Source organism: Lentzea cavernae (assembly GCF_014653695.1).
Classification (GTDB): Bacteria; Actinomycetota; Actinomycetes; order Mycobacteriales; family Pseudonocardiaceae; genus Lentzea; species Lentzea cavernae.
Genome location: NZ_BNAR01000001.1, coordinates 44713 through 56965 on the forward strand (window position 1 = coordinate 44713; position 12253 = coordinate 56965).

Annotated in this window: 11 protein-coding genes; 3 read left to right on the forward strand and 8 right to left on the reverse strand. The window is 70.1% G+C overall.

The features are described 5' to 3' along the window. Nucleotides 1-14: 14 nt before the first annotated feature. Together IE307_RS00215 and IE307_RS00220 are read right to left on the reverse strand one after the other, a co-directional pair. Nucleotides 15-1400 carry a flavin monoamine oxidase family protein gene (locus IE307_RS00215; protein WP_229904238.1) on the reverse strand — a complete coding sequence of 462 codons (1386 nt, stop codon included), beginning with the start codon at nucleotides 1398-1400 and terminating at the stop codon, nucleotides 15-17. A gap of 70 nt (nucleotides 1401-1470) precedes the next feature. Continuing rightward, nucleotides 1471-2157, reverse strand: coding sequence for an SDR family NAD(P)-dependent oxidoreductase (locus IE307_RS00220; RefSeq protein WP_191295394.1), 687 nt, complete (start codon nucleotides 2155-2157; stop codon nucleotides 1471-1473). Between the two features lie 91 nt (nucleotides 2158-2248). Between IE307_RS00220 and IE307_RS00225 the strand changes: the two genes are divergently transcribed. After that, nucleotides 2249-2857 (forward strand): TetR/AcrR family transcriptional regulator, encoded by a 609-nt coding sequence (locus IE307_RS00225; protein ID WP_191295395.1) that lies wholly within the window; start codon nucleotides 2249-2251, stop codon nucleotides 2855-2857. Between the two features lie 6 nt (nucleotides 2858-2863). Here IE307_RS00225 and IE307_RS00230 read toward each other — a convergent pair whose 3' ends face one another. Together IE307_RS00230 and IE307_RS00235 are read right to left on the reverse strand one after the other, a co-directional pair. Further along, nucleotides 2864-4264 carry a radical SAM protein gene (locus IE307_RS00230; protein WP_191295396.1) on the reverse strand — a complete coding sequence of 467 codons (1401 nt, stop codon included), beginning with the start codon at nucleotides 4262-4264 and terminating at the stop codon, nucleotides 2864-2866. Beyond that, on the reverse strand, nucleotides 4264-6780 hold the full coding sequence (locus IE307_RS00235; RefSeq protein ID WP_229904239.1) for a glycosyltransferase: 2517 nt from the start codon (nucleotides 6778-6780) through the stop codon (nucleotides 4264-4266). Before IE307_RS00235 ends, IE307_RS00230 begins: the two co-directional genes overlap by 1 nt. 186 nt (nucleotides 6781-6966) lie before the next feature. On the opposite strand from IE307_RS00235, the gene IE307_RS00240 reads away from it, so the two are divergent. Continuing rightward, a complete protein-coding gene (locus tag IE307_RS00240; protein ID WP_191295397.1) occupies nucleotides 6967-7878 on the forward strand; it encodes a hypothetical protein in 912 nt (303 codons plus the stop codon). Nucleotides 7879-7918: 40 nt separating this feature from the next. Here IE307_RS00240 and IE307_RS00245 read toward each other — a convergent pair whose 3' ends face one another. Together IE307_RS00245 and IE307_RS00250 are read right to left on the reverse strand one after the other, a co-directional pair. Continuing rightward, on the reverse strand, nucleotides 7919-8779 hold the full coding sequence (locus IE307_RS00245; RefSeq protein ID WP_191295398.1) for a hypothetical protein: 861 nt from the start codon (nucleotides 8777-8779) through the stop codon (nucleotides 7919-7921). Nucleotides 8780-8783: 4 nt separating this feature from the next. Next, complete coding sequence (locus IE307_RS00250) at nucleotides 8784-9176, reverse strand: hypothetical protein (protein ID WP_191296393.1); 393 nt, start codon at nucleotides 9174-9176, stop codon at nucleotides 8784-8786. A gap of 132 nt (nucleotides 9177-9308) precedes the next feature. Here IE307_RS00250 and IE307_RS00255 point away from each other — a divergent pair, with 132 nt between their 5' ends. Next, a complete protein-coding gene (locus IE307_RS00255; protein WP_229904240.1) occupies nucleotides 9309-10082 on the forward strand; it encodes an NYN domain-containing protein in 774 nt (257 codons plus the stop codon). Between the two features lie 321 nt (nucleotides 10083-10403). On the opposite strand, the gene IE307_RS00260 is transcribed toward IE307_RS00255, so the two are convergent. After that, a complete protein-coding gene (locus tag IE307_RS00260) occupies nucleotides 10404-11426 on the reverse strand; it encodes an LLM class flavin-dependent oxidoreductase (protein WP_191295399.1) in 1023 nt (340 codons plus the stop codon). Nucleotides 11427-11473: 47 nt separating this feature from the next. After that, nucleotides 11474-12247: a three-helix bundle dimerization domain-containing protein gene (locus IE307_RS00265; RefSeq protein WP_229904241.1), complete on the reverse strand. Its 774-nt coding sequence runs from the start codon at nucleotides 12245-12247 to the stop codon at nucleotides 11474-11476. Nucleotides 12248-12253 lie beyond the last annotated feature (6 nt).

Genomic DNA, 12253 nt, shown 5'->3' on the forward strand with positions numbered 1-12253 from the left:
GTCGGCCATTGAGGTCAGCTCTCTTCGCTGTTCTTGAAGGCGATCACGACCTCGTCGGCGGCACGTTCGCCGGACACGATCGCGCCCTCGACGTAGCCGTTCCAGACCGACGAGGTCTCGGCCCCCGCCCAGTGCAGGGTGCCGGTCGGCGCGCGCCAGCCGTGCTCGCCGTGTTCCGCCCAACCGCCGGGAGTCACGTAACAACCGTGGCCGCCGATGGTCCAGCCGTCCTCGGACCACGCCATCTCGGCGTAGTCGATCGGCATCCGCGCTCGCGGACCGGCCACCTCGTTCAGCGCGGCGAGCACGTCGGCGCGCCGGACCGAGTCGGGTGCCGTGACCCAGCCGTCGACGCGGTCTCCGTGCAGGACCGCGACGAGCACACCGCGCGAGCCGTCCTCCGGCGAGTTGTCGAACACCGCGCCCACCGGGCCGCGGCTCGAGAACGCGGCGATGCCCGAGCGTTCCTTCTTGCGCCAGAACGGTTCCTCGTAGACCGCGTGCACCTTCGCGACCCGGCCCATCGGCGTGTAGCCCGACCAGCCGCGCCGCGCGGGCGGGAGCGCCGGCTCGAAGGCGATCTTCTCCAGGGCGGCCGAGGGCACGGTGACGATCGCCCGCCGCGCCCGCACGACTCCCCCGCCGGTGACGGCCTCGACGCCGTCGGGGGTGTGCCGGATCGTCAGGACCGGTTCACCGAGCCGCACGACTCCGGGCAACGACTCCGCGAGCGCCACGGCGACCGCGTCCCCTCCGCCGGTGAGCCGGGAGCCCTGCGCGAACCCGACGGTCTCCGCGACCTTCTCGAAACCGCCCGCGGAAGCCAGGCAGAACAGGACGTGGAAGAACGAGATCTCCCTGGGCTCGCAGCACCACAGGCTCTGCACGGCGAGCGCGAGCCGGCGGTGCGCGTCCTCGTCGTGCGTCTGCGCGAGGAAGAAGTCCTCGGCGGACTGCGCGTCGAACTCCGCGAACTCCGGGGTGCGCCACGGCTCTTCCACGTCGACGGTGCGCGCGAGCTCGTCGAGCACCGCGGTGACGCGCCCGTACTCGGCGATGCCGGGACCGGTGTTCGGCAGGACGCCGGAGTGGTCGGTGCGGGTGCCGTCGTGCCAGATCTCCACGTGCTTGCCCGTGTCCCACGTCGGGAACGTCGTGCGGCCGAACCGCGCGGCGAGCTCGTGGAACCGTTGCTGCGACGGGCCGATCCACTGCGCGCCGTGGTCGACGCGCACCCCGGACGGCAGGTCCTCGCTGAACGCCCTGCCGCCCACGCGGTCCGCGGCCTCCAGGACGACGACGCCGAGCCCGGCTGCCGAGAGCCGGGACGCGGCGGCCAGCCCCGCGTAGCCGGCACCGACGATCACGACGTCGGTCGAACGTTCTTCCGCTGCAGTCACCCGCACACGATGGGCAGCGGGGACCCGCCAGTCAAGCTCGCCGGCCGAATCCCGGTCCGCGGGCGGGAACTCACCAGGGCAGTTCCCCGGTTTCGTCCTGCAGCGTCCCGGTCGGGCCGTCCTGCCCGAGCGTCGCGAACCGCACGACGACCTCGGCGCTGTCCTCGACGGGCCGCCCGATCCCGAAGGCTGCGGTCATGTCGGTGGCCGTCGCGCCGGGCTCGATCGCGTTGAACTTGATGCCGGGATTCGCCTTGGCGTACTGGACCGTCAGCATGGTCGCCGCGGCCTTGGAGGCCGCGTAGAGGGCGAGCGGCAGGGTGTACTCGGGCCGTTCGGGGTTGGTGACCGCCCAGAACGACCCCAGGCTGCTCGAGATGGTGACGACGTTCGGGTTCTCCGACTTGCGCAGCAGGGGAAGCGCGGCCTCGGTGACGCGGACGACGCCCACGGCGTTGGTGTCGAAGGCGTTCAGGGCCGTGGGGCCGTCGACGGTCCCGGCGGCGAGCACGCCCGCGTTGTTCACCAGCACGTCGAGGTGCCCCACTTCGGCTTCGATGGTCGCCAGCGCCTTCGCCACCGAAGCGTCGTCGGTCACGTCGAGCTGCACGAACCGCGCGCCGAGCTCCGCCGCCGCCTTCTCCCCCCGTTCGACGTCCCGCGCGCCGACGTAGACGACGTGCCCCAGCTCCAGCAGTTGCCGGGCCGTCTCGTAGCCGATGCCCTTGTTGGCCCCGGTGATCAGCGTGGTGGTCATGGACCCGCCCCTCAGTTTTAGAACGATCACTTCAGAACTCGACCGTAGCACGTTCTGCAGCGATCGCTTCAGAAGGGCGTAGACTGACGACGTGAAGGCCACACCGCGCCGGACGACCGGCCGTCCCAGGGGGTTCGACGCCGACGAGGCGCTCGGCCGTGCCCTGCGGGTCTTCTGGGAGCACGGCTACGAGGGGTCCAGCCTGGCCAACCTCACCGACGCGATGGGCATCTCCACGGCCAGCATGTACGCGACGTTCGGCAACAAGGAACAGCTGTTCCGCAAGGCGCTGGAGCGCTACGACAACAGCATGAGCGCCTACGCGCAGGTGGCTCTGGCGGAGCCGACCGCGCTCGACGTGGCCAGGTCGATGCTGGGCGGTGTCATCTGCTCCACCACCGACCCGGGGCTGCCGCGCGGGTGCCTCGGCGTGCAGGGCGCCCTGGCCACGGGCGAGGGCGGGCGCGAGGTGCGCGACCTGCTCGCGCAGTGGCGTGCCAACGGTTTCGAGCGCCTGCACGAACGGTTTCAGCGCGCCGCGGACGAGGGTGATCTGCCCGCGGGCGCCGATCCCGCCGTGCTGGCCCGCTACCTCCACACCCTGATGTCGGGCATCGCCGTGGAGGCCGCCACCGGTGTCAGCGCGGAGGAGCTGCGGGGAACCGCCGACGCCGCCCTGCGCACCTGGCCGCTGCTCTGAGGCCGGTCACAGCTCCGTGTTGATGATCGCTTCCACCAGCACCTCGCCGTCGCCGGTCAGCGACACTCCCCCGGCGTCGACCGACACGAGACCGCGTTCGGCGAGGGATCCGAACTTCTCCCGCCACGGGCTGTCCTGCAACGAGCGGCCGTAACGGGCCCGGTGCAGGTCCTCGCGCACCGGCTGCAGGGTCGACAGCGCCATCTTGACGGCCCTCGCCTCCCGCGCGGTGGCGTCGAACCCGGTGGCCGACCCGAGCGGCACCCTGCCCTCCTCGACGGCCTGGGCGTAGTGCTTCCAGTTCACGTCGGTGATCGCCTCGGACACCCGGCAGCTCGAACTGCCGCCCAGTCCGATCGCGACCTCGGCCTCCTGCTTGTCCTGGTCCACCATGATGGACTTCCACTTCTCCGGACCGAGGCCGTCGCGGGCGAAGTACATCGTGGGGTGCTCGGTGTACCCGGCGGCGCGCAGGCCGTCGGTCAGCACCTCGCGCATCAGGTACTGCTCCTGCAGGGTCGGCCAGAAGTGCCCGTCGCGCACCAGCTTCTCGCGGTACTGCGGCAGCTGCCACGGCGCCGGCTGCTCCCCCGCCACCCCGGTCCTGGTCTCGGCGTAGGACTTCAGGTGCAGCTTGGTGCACACCACGGCGGTGACCTCGTTCTCCAGCACCACGTCGAGGTCGCGCCTGACGCTGTCGACGGTCTGGTCGAGAAGGCCGTACATCAGGTCGATGCTGATCCACTCGAACCCGGCCGCCTGGGCGTTGCGCACGAAGTCGACGCACATCTGCGACGAGTGCTCACGGCCGCACTCGCGCAGCACGTCGTCGTCGAACGACTGCACACCGCTGGACAGCTTGGTGCAGCCCAGTTCCCGCAGGGTCTCGAGCTTCGCCGGGGTGAACGTGCTCGGGTCGCCCTCGAAGCGGATCGTCGTGTCCTCGGTGAACCCGAAGTTCTCGCGGTAGAAGTCGAGGAGCCGGCGGATGTCCCTCTCCGGCAGCAACGACGGGGTGCCACCGAAGACGTTGAACTCGCCGACCGGGGCGTTCGCCAGCTCCGGTACGCGGTCCAGCCACAGCCGCGCCTCGCGGATGTTCCAGTCCACCCACTGCGACAGCTTCTCCTCGTTGCGCCCGCCCTTGACCAGCACGACCGGGTACTGGCAGAAGCGGCACTTGTAGGCGCACGTGGGGATGTAGGACCAGAGGTGGATCGGAGCGGTGGTGGTGAGCTGGTCGCTCAGGTCGTCGAGGAAGTCGCCGACGCCGTACCCCTCCACGTTGCCCGGGAACACGTGCGCCCCGAACGGGTCCTCGGTGACGTAGTCGAGCAGGTGGGCGTTCGCGGGGTCCTGCAGAGCGGCCCACACCCTCGGTTCTTCGTGCGTCAGAACACGAGTCATCAGAACACGCCTCCATTGCCGAAGTAGTTGTGCGCCTCTCCCGACTCGCGGTCCTCGCAGTAGTACTTGACGAACTCGGCGAACCTGTCCTCCGGCACCGCGTCGAAGCACTCCGGCAACGGCGGCGGGAACCCGATGTCCTCGCCGACCGCGGCGCGCAGGCGGGCGAAGATCTCGTCGCGGAACTCGAGGTACAGCCGGTACGTCGGCGTCTTGTAGGAGTGGATCGGGACGAAGTCCACGACGCTCATCTCGGCCTTGATCTCCGCGATGCGCGTGCCGAGCCTGGCCGCCAGGTCCTCGCCGAAGAACTCGGCGACGGCGTCCTCGTCCAGGAACGACGGGGTGAGCAGGACGGGCAGGATCGTGTTCTTCGGCGTGAAGTCCTTGATGGAGAACTCCCAGGCCTGCAGGGCCTCGGCCTCCGTGAGGTCGGCGGTCTGCGGCGTCTCCGGCGCCTCCGGCCTGATGTCGCGCATGACGATGATGCCGTCGCTGCCGTACGCGCGGCCGGAGATGACCTCGTCGATCGCGTGGTTGACGCGGCGCGGGTTGATCTCGACCTTCGAATTCGGCGCGTAGGCGATGTCGTGGCCGGACCCGCGGACCCGGATGCCGAAGTCCCAGTCGTCGGACAGGTGGTTCACGAACCGCCCGCCCTGCAGCTGGTAGAAGATCTCGATGCCGCCCACGGACTCGTAGGCCTCGCGCTCGACGGCGAAGCCCTTGCCGTCGGGGAAGCCGCCGAACAACGAGAACGTCACCGCGCGGCACCGCAACGTGCGCTGGATGGCGTCCCAGAGCCGTGGCCTGCCGACGAAGTGCTCTTCGTTGTAGTAGTAGTCGCACACCCCGATCGCGGCCTTGTCCTCGTCCATCACCGCCAGCAGCTCGGTGATCCACCGCCCGTCCACCCGGCAGTCCGCGTCGGCCGACAGCAGGTAGAAGCGCTCGCCCGGGTCCTTGCGGTGGCGGCTGCGGCGCACCGCGAACTCCATGCCCGCTCTGCGCGCGCACGCCACGCCCTGCTCTCGTTCGCTGATCACGTGGACGGCGACCGGCGAGCTCTCGGCGAACGTGCGCGCGATCTCGACCGTGTCGTCCGTGGAGTTGTTGTCCACCAGGACGATCTCGTAGGTGCCGGGATCGACGTCCTCCTGGTCGCGCAGCGACGCCAGCACGGCCTCGATGTTCGCGGCCTCGTTCAGCACCGGCAGCACGACGCTGACGCGGACGTCCGCCCCCATCGCCGGCGGGAACAACGTGCTCACCAGATCGTCCGCGACCTCACGGGTCTGCGTGCCGAGCTGCCGGTTGTGCGCCACCACTTCCGCCCGCCTCTCCGCGTTCGTCATCAGTTCGTGCACCTGCCGCGCGAACTCCGGCGTCGGCAGGTCGTGGTCGAGGATCTCGAGCACCGGCGCCTCGAAGCCCGCGTACACCGTGTCGTACAGGGCGTAGCGGCTCGCGATGTACGGCACTCCGGCCGCGATCGCCTCACCGATGGGGTTGCCGTAACTCTCGTAGTCGTACGACGTCAGGAACGACACGACGTCGGCGTGCGCGAGCAGGTCCCGCACCGAGAATCCCGGCCCGGCCGACTCGCACGGCTCCAGCACACCGCCGAACACCACATCGACGTCGAGCTCGTCCGCCAGCGCCCGCAGCCTCGCCGTCTCGGCCGGGTCCTCCTCGGTGTCGCCCGCGACGAACAGGCACGTGTCCGGGAGCAGGGCCAGCAGGTGCAGGTCCCGGTCGATGCGCTTCTGCGGGATGATCCGGGTGCACCGGGCGACGAGCCCGACGTCCGGCGCGATGCCGAAGTGCCGGCGGAAGTCCGGCCGGCCGGGGCGGCTCGGCGGGGTGAAGGTGTTCGGCAGCACGTCCAGGTTGCGCAGGTGCGGCATCCACTCCAGCGTCCGCCGCTTCGCCTCCTCGTGCAGCGCGAAGTAGTGGACGTGCGGCGAGTTCACCATCGGAGGCGTTGCGGGATAAGGGAAGCTGCCGTACTTGACCGGCTCGCTCTGCCACATCAGGTCGTGGTCGCGCCACAGCACGTACCGGCCGAGGTCGTGTCTCGCGCCGTAGGTGGCGATGGCCTGGTAGAGCGCCTTCGTGTACGCGACGTTCTCCGGCAACGTGCCGTTCTCGACCATGACGAGCTCGACACCGCGGTCCTCCCACGTCCGCACCATCGCGTCGGCGAGCTCCGCGGTGACGCGATCGGTGTCGGGCGGCTCGTCGCGGCGCACGGAGTCCAGCGTCGCCGCCACGAATTCCCGGTCGTACCCGGCGATGTCCGCCACGCCGTCCACGCGGTCGAGCGTGACCCATTCCGGCACGCGTTCGTGCCGGTAACCGTGGAAGAAACGGCCTTTGTCGGCCTTGATGTCGTACCCGAGGTCGAGATGTACGCGATAACCGCGGTCGGTGAAGGATTTGGCGGTTTTGAGGAATTCGACCACCACGCCGGACATGGCCGTGGCATCGAAAGACACACCCCAAAGCACCGGCATGGGCTGCTCCGTTTCGAGTGATGTCACTCTCATCCGAACCTAGCATGAAAGCGCTTCCCCGCCAGGTCGCGTCTCAATCGGCTCGCTTCGGGGACCTCTCCGGAAATCAATCCCGCTCAACGGGTTTGGCGAGTCGCGCGGCGGGTAAGTGATCAAGGGATTGTGGATCACCCGTCGGAGGCGTTCATGTTGTTGCCCACCGCCCGCGGACCGCTGAGCGCCGGCATCATCGCCGTCCTCCTCGGCGTCGACCAGGGCAGGCCACCGTCACCGCCGGCGGCCGCCGAACCCGATCGCCTCGTCACCGACGCGGACTTCCAGCTGGCGCTGTGGATCTCGCTCGAGATGCTCGACGGCGGCTTCGACGGCGTGGCGCCGGACCGTCCCGAACAGCCCGGGGTCCTGAACTGGCAGACGGTGCTGAGCGAGCACTGGATGGCCGCGCTGCGCGCCATGACCGCGTCCGCGGTCCGCGAGGCGGGCGGCGACACGGCCTCACCCGCACGGGTCGGCGACCACCTCATCAGCCTGATGAGGGCGGGCCACACCGCGCTCTACTCGTTCATCGAGAACAGGGCGACCGCCGCCCAGATCCGCGAGCTCGTCACCGCGAAGTCCCTCTTCGCCCGCCAGGCGGACCGGCACACCGTCGTCGAACGCGTGCCCGCCGTCGCCATCGCCGCGCACAACACGATGCGCGTGCTGGGCCTCGGCCACGCGGAGTCCGCCACCGCCGCCGGCCACCAGGCCGCCTCGGCCGCGATCTCCCTGCTGTCGGACCGCAGACTCGCCCGCGGGCTGCAGCGGCTGGGACTCCCGTCCCGCCCGCCCGAGCAGGTCCAGGAGACCGCCGAACAGCGGTGGAGCCGGTTGCTGACCGTGTGCCGCGAGCACCTGTCCGCCAATCCCGCCCGGACGCAGGACCTCCTGCACGCGGCGGCCGCGGCCGTCGAGCTGGAGGCGCGGTTGTGCGCGCACCTGCTGCGGTGCTGGACCCAAGCCGCACCGGTGCTCGAACCGCAGCGGCCGGTCGCGGTGACGGTCATCGGCGGGGACCGCGTGCTCACCCCGCCCTCGGCGAGGCTCGGAACGCCCTAGTGCGGTGACCACCAACCCTCACCGGGTTGTGGTCACCGCACTAGCTCAGTGGCGGAACGAGCCGGTGGATCACCGGAAGCACCACCGACCGCGGCGGGTCCCAGACCTGCCGGTCCTCGTACCGCCACGCATAGGTGAGCGCACCGTCCCGCACGCACCCGAGCAGCCCGGGCTCCGCGAGCTCCCCCGCCGACCACTCGTACAACCGCTGCATCCTCGGCACGATCATCCCGAAGTCCACGAGACGCGCGAACCCGTGCTCCTGCGCGAGGTAGTGCGGAACGTGGTCGTGCAGCGGGTACTCGTCCGGCAGCACCCGCGAGAGCTGCAGGAAGATCCCCGTCATGCCCAGCCTGGGATCGCCGAGCACCGGCGCCAGACCGCTCAGCCGGCCCAGCGAGAACCGGGGCGCGGCCACCAGGGCGTGCGTGTAGAGCACCCGGCACAGGATGACGTTCATGAAGAACCGCTCGGGCTCGTTCTCCGCCTCGGCCAGGCCGCGGTGCTCCAGGTAGGCGGCGACCACGCTCCCGTTGTGCGCGCGGTACCAGGCCCGTGCCGTCGGATCGCGGGCGAACGCCAGCCACAGCGCGGCCGTGTGCGACGAGGGCGGGCCACCCAGCCCGCCGCTCAACGCCACCGCCTCGCACCCGTCGCGCAGGATGCGCTCGTTCACCGCGCGCCACCACGGGCTGCCGGGACGCGCGTGCGAGTCCGGTCGCAGCACACCCCGCCGCAGCTGCCAGCGCATGAACGACCGCGCCGCCCTCCGGAACGGCAGGTGCCGGGGCGCCTGGCCGAACGGCCCGTGGTAGCAGCGTTCCATCAGCGCCAGGCGCCCGGCGGGGTCGTCACGAACGGCCGCCACCAGCTGATCGGCCCAGGCCGCGGCCTCGGTCACGGCGCTAGAAGTGGTCGGCGCTCGTCAGCTCGTGCTCGATGGCGTCCGCGCGGCCGACCAGCAGCTGCAGCGGACGCTCGAACTCCTCGCGCACGCTCAGCTCCTCCAGCGGCGCTATATGCTTGAGCAGCGCGACACCGTCCACGACGGCCGCCCCGCCGACCTGCGACTGGCCGGCCAGCTCGAGGAAGCGCAGCAGGTCGACGTCGCCGGCGCGCCCGACCGGGGAGGACAGCTCCACCCACGCCGCGCCGCCGTCGTCCGTGATGTGGTGCACCGAGACCTGCTGCGTGCGCGTGCCGTTGGTCTCGAGGCGGAAGCGCAGCCAGACGTCCGACTCCTCCAGCACCTCGTACCGCAGCCGAACATAGTTGATCACTTCGACCCAGGACGTCACGCCCGGTTCCGCCTCTCTCACGGCCTTTTTCCACCACCACCGTAATGCGCGAACAGGGCCTTCGTGTTGCTTTGGCGGATCGTGTCTGACGGCGAAAAGGTCACGACGCACCGACCGTCGTACGATCCGCCCATGGTCATGAACGGGCAACCGGCCACCGAGAGCGCCGCGAAACTCGCGGTCCTCATCGACGCGGACAACGCGCAGCCGTCGATCACCGAGGCGCTGCTGGCCGAGATCGCGAAGTACGGCACCGCTCACGTCAAGCGCGCCTACGGCGACTGGACCGGCACGAGCCTGAAGGGCTGGAAGGACCACCTGCTGGCGCAGTCGATCCAGCCCATCCAGCAGTTCGCGTACACCACCGGCAAGAACGCGACCGACGCCGCGATGGTCATCGACGCCATGGACCTGCTGTACTCCGACCGCTTCGACGGGTTCTGCATCGTCTCGAGCGACTCCGACTTCACCCGCCTCGCCGCCCGCCTGCGCGAGTCCGGCCTCACCGTCTACGGCTTCGGCGAGCGCAAGACGCCCAAACCGTTCGTCGCGGCGTGCGACAAGTTCATCTACGTCGAGAACCTTGCCCACCCCGAGGCCGAAACCCCGGCCGAGGCCCCGCTCGGACGTAAGCCCTCGACCACCGGAGCCCAGCTCAAGGGCGACACGACCCTGGTCAACCTGCTGCGCAACGCCGTCGAGGCGGCCTCCGACGACGACGGGTGGGCCTCGCTCTCCGCGGTCGGCAGCATCATCACCAAGCAGCGTCCCGAGTTCGACTCCCGTACGTATGGCTACTCGAAGCTCAGCGACCTGATCACGGCGACGAAGCTGTTCGAGGTCGATCGTCGTGCTCCTGGCGGGGGTAAGCAGTCGGCGCTCTACGTCCGGGACCGGCGTCGGTGATCTGTTTTGGTCAACACTGAAGCGATGGAGATGACTGGCGAAGCTTGGGGTGGGTTCTGATCAAAATGGGCTCGCCCCGCGTTGTGGAGGCTTCGCCAGGCCACGCGCCGGTCCATTCGCCCGCGCCGCCGTACGGCGGCATCGTCGAACTACCCGCCAATCCGTTCGCCCGCACAGGCCGTCGCCACTCCTGCGATTTTGGGGATCGCGGCAGGCCCACCCCGCAGCCACCAGCACTCAACTTCGACCAACACTGAAGCAATAGCGAACGCCAGCACGAAGCGTCGCGAGGGCAGAACCCCGCGACGCCCCACAGGCGAGTCAGCGCCAGCCGAGCCCCGGCGCGACGTGCTGGAGGATGTTCTCCAGAACGTGCACGTTGAAGTCGACGCCGAGCTGGTTGGGCACCGTCAGCAGCAGCGTGTCGGCTTCCGCGATGGCCTCGTCCTCCGCCAGCTGCTCGACCAGCACGTCGGGTTCGGCGGCGTAGGAGCGGCCGAAGATCGCCTGGGTCGGGCCGTCGATGAAGCCGACGGAGTCGGTGCTCTTGCCGTCGCGGCCGAAGTACATGCGGTCGACGTCGGTGGTGAGCGCGAAGATGCTGCGCGAGACCGAGACCCGCGGCTCGTGCTTCCAGCCCGCCTCGGCCCAGGCCTTGCGGAACGCCCTGATCTGGTCGGCCTGCTGCACGTGGAACGGTGCGCCGCCCTCGTCGAACTTCAGGGTCGAGCTCATCAGGTTCATGCCCTGCTTCGCCGCCCAGACGGAGGTGGCGTTGGAGGCGGCGCCCCACCAGATCCGTTCGCGCAGGCCCGGCGCGTGGGGTTCGACGCGCAGCAGGCCGGGAGGGTTGGGGAACATCGGGCGGGGAGCGGGCTCGGCGAAGCCGCCGCCTTCGAGCACCTTCAGGAACAGTTCGGTGTGCATGCGGGCCATGTCGGCGTCGGTCTGGCCCTCGGCGGGCTGGTAGCCGAAGTGGCGCCAGCCGTCGACGACCTGCTCGGGTGATCCCCGGGAGATGCCGAGCTGCAGCCTTCCGCCGGCGATGAGGTCGGCGGCGCCGGCGTCCTCGACCATGTACATCGGGTTCTCGTAGCGCATGTCGATCACACCGGTGCCGATCTCGATGCGGTCGGTCTTCGCGCCGATCGCGGCGAGCAGCGGGAACGGCGACGCGAGCTGCCGTGCGAAGTGGTGCACGCGGAAGTAGGCGCCGTCCGCGCCCAGTTCCTCCGCGGCTACGGCGAGGTCGATCGACTGCAGCAACGTGTCGGCCGCCGACCTCGTCTGCGAGTGCGGGCTGTCCGTCCAGTGCCCGAACGACAGAAAACCGATCTTCTTCATGCCACCAAGATAGTTCAACTTTCAAGTAACCGCTTCTGCAGCGTGCGTCACTTGCGGCGGAGCAACCGGTGCGTGCGCCGGACGGCGGCCAGGCGTTCGTCGCCGTTGATCGCGAGCGCGCGCACCACCGGGTCTTCCGGACCGCGCCGCTGCCGGATCTCGGCCAGCCTGCCGTGCACGGTCGTCGGCTGACCGTCCGGACCGGTGCTCATGTCGCAGTACCAGAGCGCGTCCCGCAGCCGGCCGCGCTGGTCGGTGAACTCGGCGAGGCCGTCGGCGTGCCCGACCAGGCGAGCGACGGCCGCCGCGCCGGAGTGGTGCGCGACCAGGCCGCAGATCCGTTCGGACATGCCCGCCCGCCGCAGGTAGCGCGCTCCGTCGAGCGAGTGCAGGCCGGTGTCGGTCACCTCGGAGGCGTAGCCGATGTCGTGCACCCACGCCGCCGCGACGAGCAGTTCGCGTTCGTCCTCCGGCAGGACGCGCGCCACGTGTTCGGCCCTGCGTGCAACCCCGGCCGTGTGCGCCCAACGGCGGGGTAACTCCTCGGCGAGCAGACGGCGTGCCGTGTTCCGCGCCCAGCTGGACAGGAACGTCCCCGTCGTCTCGGCGACCGGGAAGGCGCGCGCCGACGCCCGCACCTCACGGGCCACGAACAGCGGCACGTACTCCTGCACCCTCGCGCCGCCGAACCGCGCCCGGGCCCGTTCGATCCACTCGTGCACGAGGCTCGGGGGCACGTCGTCGTACTCGCGGACGAGCTGGGACTCCAGCCGCCGGATCCGCTCGTCCGCCTGGCTCGCAACTTCCGCCGTGGTCGTCACGCCCAC